Origin of the sequence: Actinomyces sp. HMSC065F12 (assembly GCF_001814535.1) — a bacterium.
In the GTDB taxonomy this organism is placed as follows: domain Bacteria; phylum Actinomycetota; class Actinomycetes; order Actinomycetales; family Actinomycetaceae; genus Pauljensenia; species Pauljensenia radingae_A.
The window spans coordinates 11,983-31,436 of record NZ_KV817003.1; the positions used below are offsets into that span (position 1 = coordinate 11,983).

Annotated in this window: 24 protein-coding genes and 1 pseudogene; 4 read left to right on the forward strand and 21 right to left on the reverse strand. The window is 56.4% G+C overall.

Going from position 1 to position 19,454, the window contains the following annotated elements:
• Nucleotides 1-448, reverse strand: a pseudogene (locus HMPREF2975_RS07660) (phage tail protein); the annotation flags it as partial.
• A 64-nt stretch (nt 449-512) separates the two neighbouring features.
• Between HMPREF2975_RS07660 and HMPREF2975_RS07665 the strand changes: the two are divergent.
• Complete coding sequence (locus HMPREF2975_RS07665) at nt 513-977, forward strand: hypothetical protein (protein ID WP_004008483.1); 465 nt, start codon at nt 513-515, stop codon at nt 975-977.
• Here HMPREF2975_RS07665 and HMPREF2975_RS12580 read toward each other — a convergent pair.
• The 10 genes from HMPREF2975_RS12580 to HMPREF2975_RS07710 are packed head-to-tail and all read right to left on the reverse strand — an operon-like array spanning nt 974 to nt 7,094.
• Nucleotides 974-1,150 carry a hypothetical protein gene (locus tag HMPREF2975_RS12580; RefSeq protein WP_155812116.1) on the reverse strand — a complete coding sequence of 59 codons (177 nt, stop codon included), beginning with the start codon at nt 1,148-1,150 and terminating at the stop codon, nt 974-976. The two genes, HMPREF2975_RS07665 and HMPREF2975_RS12580, sit on opposite strands and share 4 nt — an antisense overlap.
• Nucleotides 1,151-1,167: 17 nt before the next feature.
• Nucleotides 1,168-1,584 (reverse strand): hypothetical protein, encoded by a 417-nt coding sequence (locus tag HMPREF2975_RS07670; RefSeq protein ID WP_004008481.1) that lies wholly within the window; start codon nt 1,582-1,584, stop codon nt 1,168-1,170.
• A gap of 12 nt (nt 1,585-1,596) precedes the next feature.
• A complete protein-coding gene (locus tag HMPREF2975_RS07675) occupies nt 1,597-2,193 on the reverse strand; it encodes a major tail protein (protein ID WP_004012026.1) in 597 nt (198 codons plus the stop codon).
• 13 nt (nt 2,194-2,206) lie between these two features.
• Nucleotides 2,207-2,551 (reverse strand): hypothetical protein, encoded by a 345-nt coding sequence (locus HMPREF2975_RS07680; protein ID WP_004012027.1) that lies wholly within the window; start codon nt 2,549-2,551, stop codon nt 2,207-2,209.
• Complete coding sequence (locus HMPREF2975_RS07685; RefSeq protein WP_004012028.1) at nt 2,548-2,985, reverse strand: HK97-gp10 family putative phage morphogenesis protein; 438 nt, start codon at nt 2,983-2,985, stop codon at nt 2,548-2,550. Before HMPREF2975_RS07685 ends, HMPREF2975_RS07680 begins: the two co-directional genes overlap by 4 nt.
• Nucleotides 2,978-3,316 carry a phage head completion protein gene (locus tag HMPREF2975_RS07690; protein ID WP_004012029.1) on the reverse strand — a complete coding sequence of 113 codons (339 nt, stop codon included), beginning with the start codon at nt 3,314-3,316 and terminating at the stop codon, nt 2,978-2,980. The genes HMPREF2975_RS07685 and HMPREF2975_RS07690 overlap by 8 nt, the downstream gene beginning before the upstream one ends.
• A gap of 4 nt (nt 3,317-3,320) precedes the next feature.
• The gene (locus HMPREF2975_RS07695; protein ID WP_004012030.1) at nt 3,321-3,638 is read right to left on the reverse strand and encodes a head-tail connector protein; all 318 of its coding nucleotides are present in this window, start codon (nt 3,636-3,638) and stop codon (nt 3,321-3,323) included.
• A 35-nt stretch (nt 3,639-3,673) separates the two neighbouring features.
• Nucleotides 3,674-4,903, reverse strand: coding sequence for a phage major capsid protein (locus HMPREF2975_RS07700; protein WP_004012031.1), 1,230 nt, complete (start codon nt 4,901-4,903; stop codon nt 3,674-3,676).
• 14 nt (nt 4,904-4,917) lie between these two features.
• Nucleotides 4,918-5,796 carry a head maturation protease, ClpP-related gene (locus HMPREF2975_RS07705; RefSeq protein ID WP_004012032.1) on the reverse strand — a complete coding sequence of 293 codons (879 nt, stop codon included), beginning with the start codon at nt 5,794-5,796 and terminating at the stop codon, nt 4,918-4,920.
• Entirely contained in the window at nt 5,793-7,094 is a 1,302-nt protein-coding gene (locus tag HMPREF2975_RS07710; RefSeq protein ID WP_004007612.1) for a phage portal protein, read from the reverse strand. The genes HMPREF2975_RS07705 and HMPREF2975_RS07710 overlap by 4 nt, the downstream gene beginning before the upstream one ends.
• A 30-nt stretch (nt 7,095-7,124) precedes the next feature.
• Between HMPREF2975_RS07710 and HMPREF2975_RS07715 the strand changes: the two genes are divergently transcribed.
• Complete coding sequence (locus tag HMPREF2975_RS07715; protein WP_004007613.1) at nt 7,125-7,496, forward strand: DUF2651 family protein; 372 nt, start codon at nt 7,125-7,127, stop codon at nt 7,494-7,496.
• Here the strand turns inward: HMPREF2975_RS07715 and HMPREF2975_RS07720 are convergent.
• The 8 genes from HMPREF2975_RS07720 to HMPREF2975_RS07755 form a co-directional block, all read right to left on the reverse strand.
• Complete coding sequence (locus HMPREF2975_RS07720; RefSeq protein WP_004007614.1) at nt 7,466-9,070, reverse strand: terminase large subunit; 1,605 nt, start codon at nt 9,068-9,070, stop codon at nt 7,466-7,468. The genes HMPREF2975_RS07715 and HMPREF2975_RS07720 overlap by 31 nt on opposite strands.
• A gap of 29 nt (nt 9,071-9,099) precedes the next feature.
• Complete coding sequence (locus tag HMPREF2975_RS07725; RefSeq protein WP_004007615.1) at nt 9,100-9,387, reverse strand: Nmad4 family putative nucleotide modification protein; 288 nt, start codon at nt 9,385-9,387, stop codon at nt 9,100-9,102.
• Nucleotides 9,388-9,481: 94 nt separating this feature from the next.
• Nucleotides 9,482-10,132 (reverse strand): hypothetical protein, encoded by a 651-nt coding sequence (locus tag HMPREF2975_RS07730; RefSeq protein ID WP_004007616.1) that lies wholly within the window; start codon nt 10,130-10,132, stop codon nt 9,482-9,484.
• Nucleotides 10,129-10,311, reverse strand: a complete 183-nt coding sequence (locus HMPREF2975_RS07735; protein ID WP_227469325.1) for a cell division protein — start codon at nt 10,309-10,311, stop codon at nt 10,129-10,131. The genes HMPREF2975_RS07730 and HMPREF2975_RS07735 overlap by 4 nt, the downstream gene beginning before the upstream one ends.
• Before the next feature lie 75 nt (nt 10,312-10,386).
• The gene (locus HMPREF2975_RS07740) at nt 10,387-11,793 is read right to left on the reverse strand and encodes a DNA cytosine methyltransferase (RefSeq protein WP_004007618.1); all 1,407 of its coding nucleotides are present in this window, start codon (nt 11,791-11,793) and stop codon (nt 10,387-10,389) included.
• Nucleotides 11,790-13,040 (reverse strand): site-specific DNA-methyltransferase, encoded by a 1,251-nt coding sequence (locus HMPREF2975_RS07745; RefSeq protein ID WP_004007619.1) that lies wholly within the window; start codon nt 13,038-13,040, stop codon nt 11,790-11,792. Before HMPREF2975_RS07745 ends, HMPREF2975_RS07740 begins: the two co-directional genes overlap by 4 nt.
• The gene (gene metK / locus HMPREF2975_RS07750; RefSeq protein WP_004007620.1) at nt 13,012-14,202 is read right to left on the reverse strand and encodes a methionine adenosyltransferase; all 1,191 of its coding nucleotides are present in this window, start codon (nt 14,200-14,202) and stop codon (nt 13,012-13,014) included. Before metK ends, HMPREF2975_RS07745 begins: the two co-directional genes overlap by 29 nt.
• A gap of 79 nt (nt 14,203-14,281) precedes the next feature.
• The gene (locus HMPREF2975_RS07755) at nt 14,282-14,854 is read right to left on the reverse strand and encodes a P27 family phage terminase small subunit (RefSeq protein WP_004007621.1); all 573 of its coding nucleotides are present in this window, start codon (nt 14,852-14,854) and stop codon (nt 14,282-14,284) included.
• A 40-nt stretch (nt 14,855-14,894) separates the two neighbouring features.
• On the opposite strand from HMPREF2975_RS07755, the gene HMPREF2975_RS07760 reads away from it, so the two are divergent.
• Together HMPREF2975_RS07760 and HMPREF2975_RS07765 are read left to right on the forward strand one after the other, a co-directional pair.
• Nucleotides 14,895-15,461, forward strand: coding sequence for a ClbS/DfsB family four-helix bundle protein (locus tag HMPREF2975_RS07760; protein ID WP_004007622.1), 567 nt, complete (start codon nt 14,895-14,897; stop codon nt 15,459-15,461).
• Between the two features lie 237 nt (nt 15,462-15,698).
• On the forward strand, nt 15,699-16,133 hold the full coding sequence (locus tag HMPREF2975_RS07765) for a hypothetical protein (RefSeq protein WP_227469326.1): 435 nt from the start codon (nt 15,699-15,701) through the stop codon (nt 16,131-16,133).
• On the opposite strand, the gene HMPREF2975_RS07770 is transcribed toward HMPREF2975_RS07765, so the two are convergent.
• Together HMPREF2975_RS07770 and HMPREF2975_RS07775 are read right to left on the reverse strand one after the other, a co-directional pair.
• The gene (locus HMPREF2975_RS07770; protein WP_070726932.1) at nt 16,124-18,613 is read right to left on the reverse strand and encodes a glycoside hydrolase domain-containing protein; all 2,490 of its coding nucleotides are present in this window, start codon (nt 18,611-18,613) and stop codon (nt 16,124-16,126) included. The genes HMPREF2975_RS07765 and HMPREF2975_RS07770 overlap by 10 nt on opposite strands.
• A 408-nt stretch (nt 18,614-19,021) precedes the next feature.
• The gene (locus HMPREF2975_RS07775; RefSeq protein ID WP_070726933.1) at nt 19,022-19,399 is read right to left on the reverse strand and encodes an HNH endonuclease; all 378 of its coding nucleotides are present in this window, start codon (nt 19,397-19,399) and stop codon (nt 19,022-19,024) included.
• Nucleotides 19,400-19,454 lie beyond the last annotated feature (55 nt).

Here is a 19,454-nt window from a genome sequence, read left to right on the forward strand (position 1 = left end):
CATCCACCGCGCCCTCAAGACGTCCTGCGTCCTTGGCGGCGTCTTTAGCATCGTCGCCCGCACCGTCTGCCTCGTTCCCGAAATCAGAGAGGGCGTCGTTGTTGGCTTTGAGTTCGCCTTCGAGCCGGTTGAGCTCCGCGCCTGCGTTGTTGAGCTGGATCTGCCAGTTCTTCGTCCGACTATCGTTCTCACCAAAGCTCGTAGCGGAGTTTTCGAGTGCGGCGCGTAGGGTCTCGATCTTGGCTTTCTGCACCTCAATCTCTTTGCCCAGCACTTGGTTACGGGCCGTGAAGGCTTCGGCAGACTTGTCGTTCTTATCAAACGAGGACGCCACGAGCTTCATCTCACTGCCAAGCACACGCATCTCACGGTTAATATCCGTAATCGCGCGCTTAAACTCCCGCTCGCCCTCAAGCCCAATCTTCAAACCAAAACTGGAGTCGGCCATGGCAAAGTCACCTCCTCGAAGGGATAATGAAAAGGGATCAAATTGCTAAACGAAGGGGAAACCTATGGGAATGAGTGCAGAAGATTTCGGAGCTGTGCTTGCTGAGCTAAATGGACCTACGCCGCTTGCTGATGCTTTCGAGACGTGTTTCCCTCAACAAGACGACAACCGCTGGTGGTTCTCGATCCGGACTCACGCTACGTCAGTTTTTCTATCGAAGGAATACTTTGATTTTGAAACTGCAAGGAGAAACAAAGTAAAGCGAAGCTATAAGGAACTCTTGGCTCGAAAGGTTTGGGAAAGCCATTCGTTCACTCGTCGACCTGAGCTTCGCCTATGGATCCTCGAAGCGTTGGGACTCCTAAAAAACGACAAGGAAGTATTGAAAACCATGCTTGAGATGGAGACGAATACTTCTCGCTGCACGTACCTCAAGGATTTGTTTACTTGGGACGAAATCGAAGATGCAGCACGTAAGGAATTCCATCGTCTCGTGAACGAATCACCCATGACTCATCGAAATTACTAAATCCCTGGCGGGATGACGTCGTCGATGAACCATTGACGCAGCGGCTCAGCTCGTCCGGTTTCGATGCGCCAGCAGTCCACGAGGTCGAGGAGTTCTCCGAAGACAGTCAGACCCACTTCCACGCGTGATAGGTGAAGGTGGGCCATTCCAATGTAGGTCAGCCGCGTGAACACAGCCTGATCGGTCTCGACTATTCGTCCGTCGGTGGTGCTTTTGGGGCTGGCTCGGTAAGGATGTCTCGTCGTGTTCCGCGCTGGAGGGCTTCGGCGATCGCGCCGCGATAGTCCGCCAGATCAGCGGGAACGGTGAGTAGTTCAACCTCGTCCTCGCTCAGCTCTGGGCGCTTGTCGTCTGGGTGGCGCAGGTTGTGGATCTGGATGGACTGGTTGACCAGCAGCGTGATTAGCCAAATCACCTCACCCAATGTTTTGCCCAGATCGTCGGAAGTTTCGAGGGCGTTGCCCAGATGTTCGAGCCCGCCGTATCGCTCGGCGATCAGACGCGTGGCTTTCGTCGTCAAGACAAGCTCGCAGTCGGTACCGCCGATGCTGACAGTGGCGGAGCGCCCTGGGTCAACAACTGATTCAGTTTTCTTCTTGGTTGTCATGGCTCATGCTCCTTAGGCTTCAGATGTGGTGCTGGCGGGTTCGTAAACCTGTGCATACCAGTTCGTGATCGTCTCGGGCTTGACGCCGGTTGTGCCTTCGGTGACTTCGGCCTTCCACGGATGCCGCCCCTTACTATCGGGTTTGTTACGCCGCAAAATCGTGCCCTCAATTGAAGGGGTGGAGAACGTGATGGAGTCGGCTTTAGTTGCCAGGGTTTCGGTGGGCAGGGCGAACTTGACCCGGTACAGCCAGAAATACTGATACTTCCCCGTAGAGCGTGCGGCTCGGAAACCGATCGCCACCGGAGCCCCGCCGTCCTCGGAAGCTGAAATGAGCACCCCGTTGGAATCCACGGTCGCACCCGTCAAGGCTGCGGCTGCTTCACCACCCAGGTCGTCGATACCCAAAGTCAGGGTGCCGGATTTGAATTCCTTGACGATCTCACTCGGCCCGTCATCGGCATACAGAATCGCTTCAGCGACCTCAACACTGAGTTCTGCGGAGATGGCTTTGGCGAGGGGTTTGGGTTTGGCGTAGGTTTCCTCACCCGTGTCGGGGTTTTCAGTGATGGTGGCGTAGTAGAGCTTGTCTAAACCAATAGTCGCCATGAGTAATGCTCCTTCATGTGTAGGTGTGGTGGGTTGCGACATCTATCGCGTAATGATGAAATCCGGTATCCGCTTCGAAGCCGACATAGGTACGGGCAGTGATCGTCAGTCCAGTGTCGAGCAGGGCGCGGGTAATGCGGCTACGCAGGTCGAGATAGTTTCCGCGAGTGAAGAGTGCGAGGCGGACTTCCTCAACCTCAACGCTGGGTTGGTTATCGGCGAACACGTCCAACACGTCCGTCAGCGGGGTTGCCACCAGATACGTCTGCGGCGCAGGCGTAGCCGTGTAGAGACCGACCTCGAACGGCAATCCGAGCTTGTCAGCAATCTCCATGAGTTGTTCGAGTAGCGGTGTCATGGCCCCACCTGCTCAATCCGCGCCGTCAGCGCCGCCTTCATGGCCTCGATTGCACCACGCCGTGTTTGCGACCGTGTGGGTGCAAGGAACGGGCGTGCGGGCTGGTTGGACCGGCCATGTTCGAGGACGTTGGCGATCAACGCATTCGCTCTGCCGTCGCGGCGGTTCTCAGCGAAGCCGACCTTAATGTTGTGATCGCCTCGGCTATTGACTTTCACCGAGGTCGTACCAAGCGCGCTGAGTAGTTGCCCTGTTGACCGCGAGGGCTGATTGGTGGCACGTCCGATCACGCCCGTGAGGTTGGCTCGCATACGCGGCTCAACCACCGCGGCTCCCGCCTCAAGCACCTCATCCGCCGATGTTTCTAGCACACGGCTGGCAGCATCAAGAGAATCAATAAACGCGTTCGGCAGACGAATCTGAACTCTAGCCATGGGCGTCTCCTTCGGGCGTGGTCTGGTGGGCAAGAATCTCAACATACCTGCCGATCACCCCAACTGCGTCAATCACATACCGCCCATCCGGGCCACTGATCTCCATATCAGTGGTCACGGACAGTCCGGGAAAAGATCTGATGCGGAAGAGGACGTCGGCCTTTGAGTACGCTGCCCGGTTCACCCACGCGCTCGATGCGTGCCGCACCTCGATCTGCGCCCGCACCGTCGCCTTCACTTCATCGCGCGTGGTGGTGAACCCCGCCTTATCCCGAACAACCGTCGGCTGGATGAGGTCGATGGTGGTGCGCATGGATCCCAAAGAAGCCATTGGTCTACACCTTCCAATCCCGGTCCAGGCGCAGCAGATTGTTCACCGCGTTCCATACCGCCCGAGCCGCATCTGGCTTATCTGCCCAGAACCCTGCCGTGGAACCATCACGCGACTCATAAAAATGGGAGGCGAGCATGACAACGCCCTGCCTGGTTGCCCCAGACATGTCGTGTGTCTCGTAGTAGCCCTCATCAAGGTGTTGGTAGGAGCAGGCGTAGGAGGTGGCCGCGTTGATCAGCGCGCCGATCAATTGATCGTCATCGTCAAAGGTGATGAGCAGATTCGCCTTCACCTGATCGATAAGCTCAGTCGTGGTCATTGCGGCCACCTCCTCTCAGTGTGTAGAACCGCTGGTTATGCGGATGCCTTTTGGGTGAGCAGCTTGACTGCTTCGGGTAGGACGAGCTTGCCGTCCAGTCGCTGGGATGCGAGGAATCCGACCTGTCCGGTGGTGGCGAACAGTTCGTTGAGCCGCTTAAAGGAGCGGCCCTGTCGGTCGGCGATCCAGTAATACGACAAGTCACCGAAAGCAACCGTCGACGCACCAGCCTTGATCTCCGGCACAAACGTCGACGTGTGGACCGGGCGGCCAAGAACCAGATCCGGCGTTCCTGCGGTCAGGGCAGGTTGCCACAAGTACTGGCCGTTACCATCCTTGAGCTTACGGATGGTTTTCACAGTGGAATCGTTCATCAGCCACACCGCGTTCTTCCGATACGGGCCGCGCAGGGCGTAGTGCAGGTCGATGAGCTCATCAGCGGTAATGTCGGTGGCCTTGCCCGTGGTCACCGCCTTCTCGCCACCGCCAGATGCAGTGAAGATGCCGGTGGGTTTGCCCTTGCCGTCTCCGGTGAGGAAGGCTTCTTCTTCAGCCGCGCCGATACGGCGAGCAAACTCAGCTGCTAGGTACTGCTCGACATTAAACGCGCTGTCATTGAGTAGCTCTTCGCTGATTTTGAGGAAGGTGCCGAGCTTAAACGCCGACAAAGTGACCTGCGTGAAGGTTTCATCGGATTCGGTGTACGGCTTGCCTTCATCGAGCCACCCGGCAGTGCCATGCGTGGAGACGACTGGGATCTTCCGATCCCCGCTGGTGGTTTGAATGACCTTGGCCAGGCCGCGCATGATGTTCTGATCTTCAAGTGAGGAGATCAGCGTGCGTTCGAACTCGTCGGGCACCAGATAGCCGCCTTCAGTATCAACACCCTCGCTAAGGGCGTTGCGCACCTCCATCGGAGAAGCGTTGAGCCGCATGGCATCCCAGAAGGCTCGCTTATAGGAGGATGTAGCGCGTGGGGTTGTGTGCTTGACCTCGTCATTGTCGGGGTTGATGCCGGGCATGGAGGTGAGCGGTGTGTTGGTTGCCTTAGCGAGGTCGGCGTCGCGGCGCAGGGCACGTTCAGAACGGGCAATCTCGTTGGTGAGACGATCGATTTCGGCTTCCATCTTCGCGTAAGCCTGATCATCTTCAGCAGACAGGCAACCGGTTGTGGTGTCGCGGCGCTCGTCAAGGAATGCCTTCGCCTTCTCCCAAGCATCTGCGCGCTTGGTGCGAAGGTCAGAAACAGTCATAGGGGTTGTCATGGGTGTTGGTCCTTTCAGTGGGGTTGGTTCGCTAGTTCGGCGTACAAATCGAGAACCCGCCGACCAACAGGCACGGCGGGTTGAATGGTTGGGAGTGGTGGACGCACTCGCTTCGACGGAGGTGGCGGTGATGTGGCGGTCAGGTGTGCGACGAGCTTTTGTTCGGAGGCGCGGCGGGAAAACACCGTGCCTTGTCCCGCGTTCTTGGGTGGAAACGGCAGGCGCTTCGGATCTTCATCCTCGTCGTCTTCGTCGGGTTCGTCTGGTGACTCGGCCTCGTCCTCATCGTCATCCGGCTCGTTGTCCGGCTCAATCGCAAACATTGGGTCGCGTTGGTTGGTGAGGAGTTCGTCGGCGAAACCCATGTCGATCGCAGCCCGCGCATCCATCCACGTCTCAGCGTCCATGAGCTTGGACAGCTTCGCCCGACTCAGGTTCGTCTTCTCCTGATATGCATTCAGAATCGATTCTTTGACCGAATCAAGCATGCTCATCGCACGTGCGAGTTCGTCCTTATCGCCAACCGCCATGGTGGCCGGGTTATGAATCATCAACATCGACACCGGGCTCATGGCAACCTTCGTGGCGGCCATCGCGATCACAGACGCGGCCGATGCGGCGATACCGTCGATATTGACGGTCACCTCGCCTGGGTAGTCGATGAGCATGTTGTAGATCTGCGCCGCAGCCACCACATCACCACCCGGGCTGTTGAGCCAGATCGTCACCGGCCCCGACCCAGCGTTCAACTCGCTGGCGAAGATGCTGGGTGTGATGTCGTCATCGAACCAGGATTCTTCAGCGATCGTGCCGCTAATGCGCAAAACCCGGACTGCATCTGCGTCCGGGTCAGTTGATGGCTCTGGTGTGAGCCAGTTCCAAAAACGTCTCATATCCTCCTCCTTACAGAAGATTCACTCATAGGTTCCTCAGCCGGTTCAGGCTCCGATTCAGACCCGGTTGTCTGCGCGTATGCACCTGCGAGACTGAGCGGGAGCATGTTCCCGTTGACGAGGTAGAGGTCGCCGCCAGCCTCGGGACTGATGCGATCGAGGTTTTCTAGTTCGCGGATATCGTTGGCGCTCATCCAGCCGTTTTGCCTTGCCACCGCATAACCATTCATTCGGGATTCGTAATCCCCACGTAGCAAGCCTTCGAGGTTGAACTTCACATACACGCCAGGTTTTTCACGCGAGCTGAGGAGTGTTTTGGTGATGGCCTGTTCCCACCGGATCACCCACGGGTCCAACGTGTACTTCACAAACTCCAACGACTGCTGCTCAATATTGGAAAACGAGGATTTTTCGAGGTCGCCGATCATGTGCGGGGGTATGCGGAAGATTCGAGCAATTTCGTTGATCTGAAACTTCCTCGTTTCAAGGAATTGAGCTTGTTCTGGGCTGACGGAGATGGGCGTGTATTTCATGCCTTCCTCGAGCACAGCGATCTTGTTCCCGTTGCGGGCTCCGCCGAACGTGGACTGCCAGGACTCCCTAACGCGCGCGGGGTCTTTGATCGTTCCCGGATGCTCCAACACACCACCAGGTGCAGCACCGTTAGCAAAAAACGATGCGCCGTAGTCTTCTGTTGCTTGGGCGAGGCCGATGGCATTCTTTGCCATCGCAATCGGGCTATAACCAACCAGCCCGTCAAAGCCCAACCCTGGAATGTGCAGCACCTCGCGCGCCGAGAGTCGCACCGTGTCGAAGCGTCCAGCTGGTTCGTCCCAGGTGCGCTGATACTCGTAATAGAGTCGCCCAGCCTCGTCGCGCCCCACCATCATCCGGTTCGGCATCAACGGATACAAACCAATCACTTCATCTTTACCGTTGCGCAGCACTTGGGCGAACGCATTACCCCAAAGAAGCAAATGCGTCATCAGAGTTTCCCTAAAGACAAAGGATGTCATTTCAGGGTTCGGCTCATCATGCAACAGCCGGTATAAGGGATGGTCGAGCGCCTTCACCTTCGCCCCATCACTGCTCTGCTGGTAAACATGCAACGGCAGACCCGCGATAGCTTCAGCCAAAATCCGCACGCATGAGTAGACGGCGGTCATTTGCATCGCGCTGCGTTCTGTCACCGGACGGCCAGAGCTCGTTGCCCCGAAGAAAAAGCTGTAGCCAGAGCTGATCGCGTGATCGTCAGCGGAGCGGGTGGTGTCGCCACGCAGCCAATTCAGAAAACTCATGCGGTGTCCTTTCACATGTAGAATTGGAATATGAAAGCGCCCTCAAAACAGTCGTGGGCACTGATGAGTGTCCTGCTAGCGGCATTTTGGTTGTTGCCGCTCATTTCCATGTGGATCAGCAGGCTGAGCGATCCCAACGCCAAGTGGTTCATCGCGTTGCTCTTCCTCGCGTTTCCACTACTCACCATCGTTTTGAGCGTTATCGATGGGGCACGCCACGGGTTCGGCTGGTGGTGGCTACTGGCCCCGTTCGCAGGGTTCTTGACCACACTGTTCGTGTACTACAACGATTCAGCCCTCATCTACGGCGTCGCCTACTCGATCTTGGGACTGATCGGCGCAGGCATCGGCGCGTTCATCCATGAGCGTGCTCACAGCACGAGTAGGCCGCGTTCGTCATAAACACTGCCGCTGACGTGCCCGGTGCCGTTTCGGATGGCGCGGTCGAGGGCCATGATTGTTGCGACGACGCCGTCGATCTTCTCGGTGCTCTTTTGTTTGTCGGGTTTGATGTTTCCTGCTGGGTCGGTGCGGACGTGAATGTTGTCTACCATCCACGAAAGCACTGGATGCCCGCCATGTGCCAGTTTTCCCTCTAAAGCGAGTTTCATGAGTTCTTTGGATGGTGGGCTCATGTCTTTGAAGCCTTGCCCAAACGGAACAACCGTGAAACCTGCTTCGTCAAGGTTTTGGCTCATTTGGACTGCGCCCCACCGGTCGAATGCGATCTCGCGGATATCGAAGCGTTCACCGAGTTGCTCGATGAAGGCTTCAATTGCGCCGTAGTGGACGACGTTGCCCTCAGTGGTTTGTAGGAAGCCTTGCTGTTGCCACAGGTCGTAGGGCACGTGATCACGGGCAACCCTTAGTTTGAGGTTGTCTTCGGGTATCCAAAACCATGGCGCGACCGTATATTTGTCATCGTCCCCGTAGGGTGGGAATACGAGAACGAAAGCAGTGATGTCCGTCGTGGAAGCCAAGTCGAGGCCGCCGTAACACACGCGTCCTTCCAAATCTGACAGGTCGACGGGTGCTGAGTTTTGGTTCCAGATGTGCATGGGCATCCACCGCACGCTTTGTTTGACCCATTGGTTGAGGCGAAGTTGGCGGAATGTGTTTTCTTCGGCTGGGTTTTGTTTCGCGCTCGTGCAGGCTTGGCGGACTTTCTCGATCGGGACAGTGATCCCTAAGCTCGGGTTAGCCTTATGCCACACGTCCTCGTCGGTCCAATCATCATCTTGCGCCGCCCCATAGATCACCGGGTAGAACGTGGGGTCGTGCTTTTTGCCATCTAGGATGTCTTGGGCTTTTTGGTGTTGCTCATAACAAATGCTATGCGTGTCGGTACCCGCTGTCGTGATGAGGAAGTACAGGGGTTGGGTGCGCGCGTCGCCTGATCCTTTCGTCATGACGTCGAACAAGGCACGGTTGGGTTGGGTGTGGAGTTCGTCGAAGACAACGCCGGAGATGTTGAACCCGTGCTTCGAATACGCCTCCGCGCTCAGCACCTGGTAGAAGGAGTTGGTGGGCTTGTAGATGATCCGCTTCTGCGAGGCAAGAATCTTGACGCGTTTGGACAGCGCTGGACTCATGCGAATCATGTCCGCTGCGACCTCAAACACAATGGATGCTTGCTGGCGATCAGCCGCGCACCCATACACTTCAGCGCGTTCTTCACCATCCCCGCAGGTGAGTAGTAGCGCAATTGCGGCGGCGAGCTCACTTTTGCCCATCTTTTTGGGTATCTCGACGTAGGCGGTGGTGAATTGGCGGTAGCCGTCTTCTTTGACAGTGCCGAACAGGTCGCGGATGATTTGCTCTTGCCAGTCGATGAGCTGGAAGGGCTTGCCTGACCAGCGGCCTTTGGTGTGCTTTAAGGCTTGGATGAACGCGACCGCGAAGTCGGCTTTACGCTTGTCGTAGCGTGAGCCTGTGGCCATGAATCGGGTCGGCGTGTAGGTGTCGAGAGTGCGCATCACGCCCTTCAGGCTCCTTCCTGTGCTGGTTAGTTGGTGTGGGCAAGCGCCCAGGCGATGGCGTGGCCGGCGTCTTCGAACAGTTCCTCAGCCTCAGCAACCAGGGCGAGTTCGCATTCAATGAAACTGCGGGCGTCCGATCCCCAGCCAGGGATGGGCTGCTCGGCGAGTTTGTAGACGCGGGCGTCGTTTCCGATCCGGCCTTTGCCCAGGTGCCGGTATGCCGAGGCGAGGACGAAGTCTCCGTAGGCGATAACCGTGCCGTAGCTGTCGGTCGCGATCTGCAGCTGCTCCATCGTGACCTTGCTGGTATTCATGACCTCGCTCCTTTATTTCTTGTTCGATCATGTACATACAGCCATAGGTGTGCGCGGTTATCCAGTCGCTTTTCGCCGGTTCTCCGCAAGGAACTCAGTGGTCGGATTTGGGCAGGGTTTTCCATGCTGCGTTGCCTTCCAGATTCGCTAGCAGGACTCGGCGCACGTGCTTGTAGTTGTCGCCGATCATGCCCAGGCGCAGCAACCAGCAGCGCATCGCATACTTGTCATTTCCACCTGTCTTGGCAGGCTTCGCGGAGACTCTCGTGGCGGTTTTCGCGTGCTCGATCATGAGCTGAATCAGCACGCTGACCGCTTCAATCACCTCCGCATCTGGGAGCTGGTCAAACCAGGCAAACTCAACGGTCCCTTCCGCCTCATCGATCGCCATGGGCGTAGCAGGAATAACCAGTGCCTTAGCGATGAGTGCTCCCTTGGAGGCGAGCAGGGCGTCGAGCTTCGCGCCTGTGGCCTCGTCCCACCTGGTCGTGGGGAATGTGAGCGTGAGTCCGTAAACCTCACCCGCAGGCGCAAACCCGGCCGCGCTCGCGGCGTCGGTTATCGCGTCGCCGTCTGCGTTGTCTGGGAGGTGGAGCACCCAGTCCCGATCCAACCGCGCCTCACCAATCAGATAGTCAAAGGTGGGCATGCCAGCATACCTGGCTTTCACGCCAAGATGTTCCGCGATGACTTCGGCGAGTTTCTTACGCCCAGCCTTGTTCGGGGTAAACTCGATCGTGGTCATCGGGTCACCTGTTCAAACCAAGAATCAACCAGTCGCAGATAGCCATGCGGGTCGTGTTCGATCGCACCGGCAACCAGGGAGAAGTTCCACTTTCGTGCAATGTCGAGGGCTTCTTCAATGTCCCAGATGTTGATGCCTGCCTCCAGCATCTCGCTGATCTCGATATGTAGATCACTCATGACCATCCTCCATCTCATGTTTCCCCCTTGTCGGGGTTTGTTTGGTCATGTACATACAGCCATAGGTGCGAGTGCTTATCCAGTCCCTGCGCGAGCAAAATTCTTCAGTCTTTCAAGGACGTGGCGAGCAACGGGCAAAGCGATCGCGTTACCCCACAACTTGTACTGGGCACTATCACTGGTTGGATTCTCCAACCAAGTAGTGACTTGGCGTGCGGTTCGTGGTTTCACGCCGCGCGCCAAGTTCCAGGTAGCCCAAATGCCCGTCCAATACTCGATGTCCTCGCTTGTCGGATCCTCGATAGCAAGACCGTCACACCAATCGTCAGGAAACCCCTGCAACCGGGCACACTCGACCGGCGTCAACCGCCTGGGGCACAGCGACGAGCTGGCGACCATGGGCGGATCGGTGTAATCCGTGGCCAGCAGCGCACCTGCCTGATCCTTGGTGACGCGGGTGAAATAGTCGGCCTTGGATGCGGCATAGACGGGCTCCAAGATGACCATGCCGCCCTGATTGCAGGTCGGCTCCCCGCCTTTCAAGTCGAGGGTTTTCGACACTTCCGCTTCGTAGCCGTAGTGGCCGCCACCGCTGCGGGACTGGTGGATCGAATTCAGGCCAAACACCCTGCGTTCTTCTGGGGCGTCGAGGAGGATGGGGACGTTGGTGGGTGAGTTGCCCATCCGGGCAGTCAGCGTCTGCACCACCCCCGAGGAGTTAACGGTCAACCTCGAGTCCTGCGGATGATGATCCAACAACATCACCGAGCTGCTACGGCCTCCAAGGCTTGCTTCAGGGGTGTGGGCATGGTCTTGTTCTTGCGTGCCGCACGATTCAGGATTCCTTGGCAAGCTCGCGGGCTCAAAAAGAATCTCGGGTGCGGATCGGCCTGCAAAATCTGCGACAAGGTAGATGCGGCGGCGTCGTTGGGCGAGGCCGAAATGTTGCGCATCGAGTACACGCCATGCCAGTGAGAATCCCTCACCCATGACACATCCCGCGTACGGCCATCCACCCTCAGGGACAGGCATATCAGGCGTGCTCGGGTCGACGATGCGCGTGAGCGTGGTAAGGACGGTGGCGAAATCGGATCCTTTGTGTGAGGAGAACGCGCCAGGGACATTCTCCCAGATCGCGTAGCGTGGAAACATTCCATGGGTTGCTTTCCTCATCTGGTCAATAATTCGTACAGCATGAAAGAACAGACCCGAGCGTTCACCCGCCAGGCCTGCTTGTTTACCTGCAACGGATAGGTCTTGGCAGGGAGAACCAAACGTGATCACATCCACCGCATCAACATCAGCCCCGTTGACCGTGGTCACATCACCCACATGAGTGAGCTGCGGCAGACGGCGGGTCGTAACGAGAATCGGGAATGGCTCGATTTCACTCGCCCACACAGGACGAATACCCGCCTGAATACCTGCGAGAGGGAAACCACCCGAGCCATCAAACAAGGAACCCAACGTCAACTCACTCACGGTTCACCCCCCTCAACATCGCGCACCAAATCCAAATACGCGTATTCCTTGCCGCCTCGCAGGCAAGTAATCCCGGCAGCGTCCCCTGTATGTTCGGCATAACGGCGCAAAATAACGCTCGCGTATTTCTCATCAAGCTCCATGCAATAGCAGATGCGGTCGGTTGCCTCAGCTGCCATGAGTGTGGAGCCTGAGCCTGCGAAGGTGTCGAGCACGATCGCGTTGGCCTGCGTGGAGTTCCCGATCGGATACGCCAACAAATCCAGCGGCTTGCTGGTCGGGTGGTCAGCATTACGGCGGGGCTTGGCGAAGTTCCAGATCGTGGTTTGTTTCCGGTCGGCGTACCACTTGTGCTTACCCGTCTTCACCCACCCGAATAGCACCGGCTCGTGCTGCCACTGATACGGGGAACGTCCCAATACGAGGGAATCTTTAACCCAAATACAACAGCCCGACAGGTAAAAGCCTGCCTCAACGAAGGCGCGGCGGAAGTTCAAGCCTTCAGTGTCAGCGTGGAACACATACGCGGACGCGCCCTTCTCACACACGCCCACCATGTTCGAAAACGCTGATAGCAGGAAATCGTAGAACTTATCGCCATCCATCTTGTCGTTCTTGATGGACAATCCGGATCCTGATTCGAAGGCGACGTTATATGGCGGATCAGTCAACACAAGATTCGCACGTTTACCATCCATCAACAACTCGACGTCCTCGACGCTGGTGGCGTCGCCGCACACGAGTCGGTGACGGCCAAGCGTCCAGATATCCCCACGCTCCACGAACGCGGATGCTTCGAGTGCGGCGGTAAGGTCGAAGTCGTCGTCCTCAACCTCGTTCTCATCCAAGGAGCCGATCAACTGCTGGATTTCGGCGTCGTCGAAACCGGTGAGTTCAGCATCGAAATCCGAAGCATCGAGGTCGGCGATGAGGAGGGCAAGTCTGTCGTTGTCCCATTCGCCGCTGATCTTGTTGAGCGCGATGTTGAGTGCTTTCTCGCGGGTCTCATCGAGCTCAACAACGATCACGTCCACGTCCGTGTGGCCGAGATCTTCGAGCACCTTCAAACGCTGGTGTCCACCGACGATGTTGCCAGTGGTGGAGTTCCAGATGACGGGTTCGACGTAGCCGAACTCGGTCAAGGATCGCTTGAGCTTCTCGTATTCGGCATCGCCAGGCTGGAGGTCTTTACGCGGATTGTAGTCAGCGGGCTTGAGTTCACTGATGGGCATTGGTTTCATGAGCATGTGTGGTCACCGCCTTCTTTAATGCGTCGACGTGAGCGAACGAGTTCTCCCAGTGCAAACCGGCATGGCCGAAGTGTCCGTAGGTCGAGTAGCGGGTGTAGCCGGGTGCTCGCAACCCCAAAGCGTCAATGATCGCTCCTGGGCGTAGCGGAAACACCTCACGCGCAGCCTCGGTCAGGATCTTGTCGGAGTATTCACCACTGCCGAGCGTGTCGATGGTGAAGGCGACCGGATCAGCCTTCCCAATCGCATAGGAAATCGCGACCTGGCATTCCTGCGCAAGACCGGAGTCGACGATAGTCTTGGCTATCAGACGCGCCATATACGCACCCGAGCGGTCAACCTTGGACGCGTCCTTACCCGAGAACGCCCCACCACCATGTGGGGCGAGACCGCCGTAAGTGTCGACCATCAGCTTGCGACCAGTGAGCCCCGTGTCTGCCTTTGAACCACCCACCGTAAACAAGCCCGAGGGATTCACCAGAATCTCGGTGTCAGCGCTAATTGGCAGATACGGCTTACACGCGGGTGCGACGATCAGTGTTTTGACCTCAGCCGCAAGCTCGTCCAGAGTCTTCGTAGCGTCGTGTTGGATCGACACCACCACGGTTTCGACTGCTACGGGTTGTCCGGCGGCGTCGTAGCGAACCGTCACCTGCGCCTTACCATCGGACTTGATACCGCTGATCGTGCCGTCCTTGCGGGCGTCATCAAGACGCCCACAGATCTCATGCGAGAGTACGAGCGGCAATGGCAAACGCTGCGGGGTTTCGTTGGTGGCGTATCCGTAGACGGTGCCTTGATCGCCAGCGCCCTGCAACGCAAACTCACTCGTGTCTCCGAAGCGAGCCTCCAAGGACTTGGAAACTCCTGCGTTGATGTCTGGGGATTGGCGGCGTGTCCAGACGAAAACGAGGAACTTCCACGGCACATAACCCGCCTTCACCAGCGCGTAACGCACCGACTCACGAATACGCGGACGAACCTTCGAAGTGATCTCGCCAGTCACAATGATCCTGCGGCCAGATGCCATCACTTCTACTGCAACGCGGGCAGCAGGATCCTCGTAGAGGATATCGTCAAGGATCGTGTCAGCGATCAAATCACAGAGCTTATCGGGATGGCCGATACACACGGCCTCAGCAGTCTTCGTAACAGACATACACACTCACTTTCCAAAGAATCGGGACATAGAAAAGTGCCCACCCATCTCGGGCAGGCACACGAGAATCAAAGGGGTGTTAGGAGCGGGCTTGCAGCAGGCGCTCCATCACGTCATCACCCGGCGCCGAACCTGAGTAGTCGCTGGTGCAGGTGGCGCGCACTATCTCGTAAATCTCGTACCAGTACACGTTCGCTTGCTTCCCGAAAGACTGGGACATAGCAACGAAAGGGGATGCGATCGCAGCCCCTGTGGTTGGGTGTTTGCCGAGCAAGCCGAACTTGGAGATCGCCTGTTCACACTGCACATAACGCGCGAACGCCTGCGCATAGGATTCGATCAAGCGCGGTGCGACGAACTGGGAACAGCCACGTTGATCGAGCCATTGCCATGTTTCTCGGTAGACGAGGTCAGCGCCGAGGGGTTTACCATCACGCTGAATCTCCGACAGATACTCGGCAGGCTCCGGCATCACCTCACCAGCAAGCACCGCACCATCCCCGATATCTGAGCCTTCAAAGTCAAACGGCTCACCCAGCGGATCATCAAGCCGCGTGGCTGGGCGGCCAGCTGCGAGCTTCGCATTCAGCGGATCGGGTTTCGCACCTGCCCGCACACGGCGGCCACCCCGGTTCGTTCCGTCTTTCGCCATAGGTTTTCATCTGCTTTCCTGCTGTGAGACAATTAGTGGCGTGCCGAGACCGAAGACGAAAACTGAACTATTGGATGCCGCCGAGGCGCAGTATGCGAAACTGGACAGCCTCATTGAGGGCATGAGTTCCGACGATCAGCATACGAATTTTGATCCCAGCATCACTCAAATCGGTAAAGAAGCCCACTGGGCGCGGGACAAAAACCTGCGCGACGTCCTTGCCCACCTGCACGAGTGGCAGCGCATGTTGCTTGGCTTCGTCGACGCCAACCGCCAGGGTCAGCCTCGACCGTTTCTTCCGTTTCCTCACACGTGGCGAACCACGCCAACGCTCAACCAAGAGATTTGGACTCAATATCAGGGCACTGAGCTTGAGGCTATCCGCGAGAACCTCGCTGACAGCCACACCGCAGTAGTGGCTCTCATCGGCGAGTTCACCAACGAGGAGTTATTCACCAAGGCGCATTTCCCGTGGACGGGCACAACCTCGCTCGGCTCCTACTGCGTGTCAGCCACATCAAGCCACTACGAATGGGCAATCAAAAAGCTCCGTGCATTCACCAGAAAGCCGCCAGAACAACCCCATAACCAAGCCGCCCCCCAGTAGCTTCTTACCACGCTGTACACCACAGACAGATACTCGGGAGCCTCTGGTATAGGCGCTCCCGTGCGCCTTTTCGTGACTGTCGGGTTCAACGCACCAGGCCTCGTGCCTGCATTCACGCAACATCCGCCCGATCAGCGCTATCCTTAGCAATGCAGGGAAACCCTTCTTGTAGAATGAGAACTTATTGGGGCATACAACTCCTGATGCCGTTGCCGTATCAAAATGTGTAGCGAAAAGTTGAAGGGACTGGTCATCAAAAAAATATCTGTGTTTCTTGTATCCGCTCTGGCATATTTTGTCGGCGCGTGGCTTTTCGCCGCCATCTTTCTACGGTGCAAGGATCAGGATCAGAGATTTTTTGTGGTCTTCTTATTGATGCCACTCATGTATGTGTGTTTCACGATTCTTCTTCTGCTTTTTAATAAGCATTTCATCGGTATTCAATCTGCCCGCGCGTTGCAACTTTCAGCAGGAGCCTTTATCGGACTCTCAGCTTTTCTCTTTTCACTCGATGGTGTCGGCTCGTTAGTTCATAGTGATTCTTTTTCTCAACTGCTGAGCCAGTTTTCCGTTCCCGCCATCGGCGCTCTTGTTGCTGGTGGTGTAGCGCTTGGGTTTAGCGTTTTTACCCAAGCGCCACACCAAGGAAAAGACCAAATCAATTATCGGTAGATGAATTCAGCTAGCTTTCGGCAAGCTGTCAAACGAATCTCTTCCTTGACGTATCCAGCCAGGAACCATCCTAAAACGGCGCTATCCAAGTCGGCATATTCACTTATTTTCTGATATGCCTCAGTGGAATTATTCGCCCCCAAGCTCCAGCCAATCTGCTTGAATCTGTTGGCAAGTTTGCTGGAATTGTTGTAGTACTCTCGCAATGTTGCTGACAGAAGATGAGCGTTGGAGTCGTTGCCGTTTTCTAGCGTGTTAGCGATAACGATGGCATCTCCGTCACAGCAGAGATCGTCACGGTTACAGTTGTTTCCTACCGATTCCCATTTTCCCTTGTCGTTTTTCTTGTCAAGTACTAGCCCCTTCAAGCCAGGATGCTGACGGTAATCGTTACCTTGACCGATTAGAGCTGTGGCCACCTGATCCAGGTTCGCACTGGGATTCCACTCAAGTGTTTTCTGAATATTCTCCATGGCAGTAGCTAGGTCTCCGGCCCAGCCAGTCCACGCATCAGGGATAACATTCCAGTTGGTGTATCCAAGTGTTGTTGCCGCCAGATGCGCCAGATCAACCGATTCTCCGGTCTTGTCGGTCATGGATTGCCGCCACGTGTTATCAATATAGCGATTCAAGGCAGCGATGATCTTCTTGCCTACAGCGTCCTTCTCGAGTACGCTCGCGTCAGCACTCCTGAAACTTTCGGCAGACACGGACCAATTCACCGCAGATCCACTACCACCGTCACGCAGGTAGGCTTTTGCTAAATAGTTGAGGATGCAACGCCAAGTCGGAACGGCAATCCGCGTTCCCGCACCATGAGAACCCGCAACGTAGTCTTTTCCAACCTTGCCACTGGCACGAAGTTCTTCGAAGCGTTTCTCTAAATGCCAGATCAGATCAATCGGAGCCAGCTTGGTGTAATCAATGCTGGTGTCGGGCGCAGCGCCACCGGCACTCGAAGGAGCAACATGATCAACTGCCGCTGCTTGTCCTGAATAGGCGACCCTGTCTAGGTCAAAACCAGCACCCTTGTAGTCACTGATTTCAGTGAACTGGTCATAGTTCCAATCGTCAGGAATAGGGAAGCCAAGGTTGCCAGAAAATCCTGTAGACATGTCCGAGACGAACGCGCTTCCAGCGTAGCCGGCTTTAATGATGCGGCTACAAATGTTACGCGAGGCGTAGATGCCTACTTTGTATCCGCCTCCCAGGCTTCCACGCACACCCTGGAAATACGGAAGAATGTGACTTGTGACCTCGGGGTCGGTCGCGTCGAAATCAACTGCGAAATAGATATACGTTCCCGGAATGCCAAGTCTTTGGGCTGCTTGCCTTGCGAGCGTCGCGTGCCGAGCGCCGTTTTCCCGCGTGAAATGTCGAAGCTTGGTTGAGTACTCCTGGAAAATCGGGAAGAACTTCATTCCTCCGTTGGTGATGCGTTCAAGTTCTCCGGGGCGAATTGCTTTGAAATAGTCAGACGGATCTTTTGAATCCTGATTCGGCTCAGTCAGGTAACGCCCCACAATCTCATAGCCGTTCGCCTTAAGTAGGTTGAGTCGCTCAGCCGTAATCTCGAAGCGTGTATCGCATGCTTTGCAGGCGCGATTCGGATCACCTTTCGAGGTCAACAGGCTCATCCATGTAGTCGAGTCGACCACCCCGCTTCGTGGGAGCTGATACTTTGCTTGGAATTGCGGAACGAACGTTGACAGTGCGGTTTGTGCAGAAGGATAGATATCGGGAGAAATCCGGTTACACACTAGAGCAACCTGAGCTAGCCAAGCCCACTTCGGTAAACTTGCCGCATTGCTGGGTGTAACTATTGTTAGACGCGCTTTGGTGCCATTGCCGAAATTACCTGTGGCTTCCGCAGGGCTAAATCCTTCAATGGCTTGCAAGACCTGAATCAGAGCAGTGTTCATTTCCCGACCGTAGAGTCCATCGGTTGGGATGATTCCGGTATAAGCGCGATACTGTTGGTTGATTTGTTGCTGTGCTTGCCGAATCGCTGAAATGCCCCCATAAGAGCGAAGCAGGACGAATTGCTGCATTGACAACAGCGCTTTCATGACGTCGAGCGTCACAGTGGAATCTCCACCAATGCCCATGTTGCTCTTAAGCTGTTTGATGGCCTTTCCAGTTCCGCTATAGAAATGCGTAGTGATATCGCTGGCACCAGCAGAATATCCCTTACACCACAAAGCACCTTGGATAATGCCGTACACATTAGAAGTCTCCTGCGCACCGTCATCCTGCTGGTGGATGCCGTTAGGCCACCGAGACTGGAAGCGACTGATAGTTCCCGGTCCGAAATTGTTCGCCGTTGTCGTAATACCCAGCTCGATTTGCAGGGCCCGAATCAAAGCGTTGACCGTGCCCCAGCCGGTATATCCGTCCTCTACGACTGAACCGAATCCAGCCTTGCTCCTATAGGTGCGATTGAGCCATTGCTGTGTTTTTAGCACCATTTGATCTGTCATGATTCCTCCTTTTTAGAAACCAGTTTGTTAACTCAAGACAGGCGAACACCTGCCAGAGAGGGATCCAGAACACCGGATGAGAAGCTCCGAGTTTTTTGCCCTCACCTGTACGTCCCTGGGAAACCCAAATCCGGACGGACAAAGCGCAAGAAAACCGAGCAACACTCAGCGGGATTTCACCCCTCACTGGTACTGCCGACGAAGCCCGAAGTGTTAATACCTTGTTTGATTCGGGGACTTTGCGCACGGTTGGCCCCGCCCGCTGACCTCTGACAAGGCATGAGAGATTCGAAGGCCCCAACCCCTCACCAGCGCCGCGAGGTTGCCCCGTGTTCGGCAAACGCCAGGCGGGTAGGCATCTTTGAGGTTCCAGATGATCGTCGCGCCAGCGGGCAACGTGTGGGCTCGTCAGTAGGCGTAGACACGAGGTTGTTGCCTCCACCGGTCATCATCGAGCGCGGTCTGGCGCGAGTGGCAGGGCTTGCACAGGCTTCGGAGGTTGTCGAAGTTGTGGGTGCCGCAGTGTTCGAGCGGGAGAATGTGGTGAACCTCTTGTACTGGCGTGTAGAGACCGGCCTCTAGGCAGTCTTCGCAGAGCGGGTGGGCGGCGATGTAGGCGGCGCGAATCTTGCGCCAGCGCGCGCCGTAGCGGCGGTTGATCTTCGGATCCCGTTGATACTTCCGATACCGGGCGTCTTCTGCCTTCGCGTGCTGCTCGCAGAAACGTTCGTGGGTGAGTTCGGGGCAGCCGGGGTGGGAGCACGGGGAGGCTGGTTTGACTGGCATCGCTGGCTCCTTCCCCGAACATGGTGAAGCCCCAAGTTCCCGTGTGGGTTCTTGG

Coding starts and splice junctions, on each gene's coding strand:
- HMPREF2975_RS07695 (WP_004012030.1), bottom strand. CDS start 3,638: ATGACCACGACTGAGCTTATCGATCAGGTGAAGGCGAATCTGCTCATC.
- HMPREF2975_RS07755 (WP_004007621.1), bottom strand. CDS start 14,854: ATGGCGAAAGACGGAACGAACCGGGGTGGCCGCCGTGTGCGGGCAGGT.
- HMPREF2975_RS07715 (WP_004007613.1), top strand. CDS start 7,125: ATGAAAGCGCCCTCAAAACAGTCGTGGGCACTGATGAGTGTCCTGCTA.
- HMPREF2975_RS07665 (WP_004008483.1), top strand. CDS start 513: ATGGGAATGAGTGCAGAAGATTTCGGAGCTGTGCTTGCTGAGCTAAAT.
- HMPREF2975_RS07745 (WP_004007619.1), bottom strand. CDS start 13,040: ATGCTCATGAAACCAATGCCCATCAGTGAACTCAAGCCCGCTGACTAC.
- HMPREF2975_RS07770 (WP_070726932.1), bottom strand. CDS start 18,613: ATGACAGATCAAATGGTGCTAAAAACACAGCAATGGCTCAATCGCACC.
- HMPREF2975_RS07680 (WP_004012027.1), bottom strand. CDS start 2,551: ATGACACCGCTACTCGAACAACTCATGGAGATTGCTGACAAGCTCGGA.
- HMPREF2975_RS07725 (WP_004007615.1), bottom strand. CDS start 9,387: ATGAATACCAGCAAGGTCACGATGGAGCAGCTGCAGATCGCGACCGAC.
- HMPREF2975_RS07670 (WP_004008481.1), bottom strand. CDS start 1,584: ATGACAACCAAGAAGAAAACTGAATCAGTTGTTGACCCAGGGCGCTCC.
- HMPREF2975_RS07700 (WP_004012031.1), bottom strand. CDS start 4,903: ATGACAACCCCTATGACTGTTTCTGACCTTCGCACCAAGCGCGCAGAT.
- HMPREF2975_RS07685 (WP_004012028.1), bottom strand. CDS start 2,985: ATGGCTAGAGTTCAGATTCGTCTGCCGAACGCGTTTATTGATTCTCTT.
- HMPREF2975_RS07720 (WP_004007614.1), bottom strand. CDS start 9,070: ATGCGCACTCTCGACACCTACACGCCGACCCGATTCATGGCCACAGGC.
- HMPREF2975_RS07775 (WP_070726933.1), bottom strand. CDS start 19,399: ATGCCAGTCAAACCAGCCTCCCCGTGCTCCCACCCCGGCTGCCCCGAA.
- HMPREF2975_RS07690 (WP_004012029.1), bottom strand. CDS start 3,316: ATGGCTTCTTTGGGATCCATGCGCACCACCATCGACCTCATCCAGCCG.
- metK (WP_004007620.1), bottom strand. CDS start 14,202: ATGTCTGTTACGAAGACTGCTGAGGCCGTGTGTATCGGCCATCCCGAT.
- HMPREF2975_RS07675 (WP_004012026.1), bottom strand. CDS start 2,193: ATGGCGACTATTGGTTTAGACAAGCTCTACTACGCCACCATCACTGAA.
- HMPREF2975_RS07730 (WP_004007616.1), bottom strand. CDS start 10,132: ATGACCACGATCGAGTTTACCCCGAACAAGGCTGGGCGTAAGAAACTC.
- HMPREF2975_RS07710 (WP_004007612.1), bottom strand. CDS start 7,094: ATGAGTTTTCTGAATTGGCTGCGTGGCGACACCACCCGCTCCGCTGAC.
- HMPREF2975_RS07735 (WP_227469325.1), bottom strand. CDS start 10,311: ATGAGTGATCTACATATCGAGATCAGCGAGATGCTGGAGGCAGGCATC.
- HMPREF2975_RS07705 (WP_004012032.1), bottom strand. CDS start 5,796: ATGAGACGTTTTTGGAACTGGCTCACACCAGAGCCATCAACTGACCCG.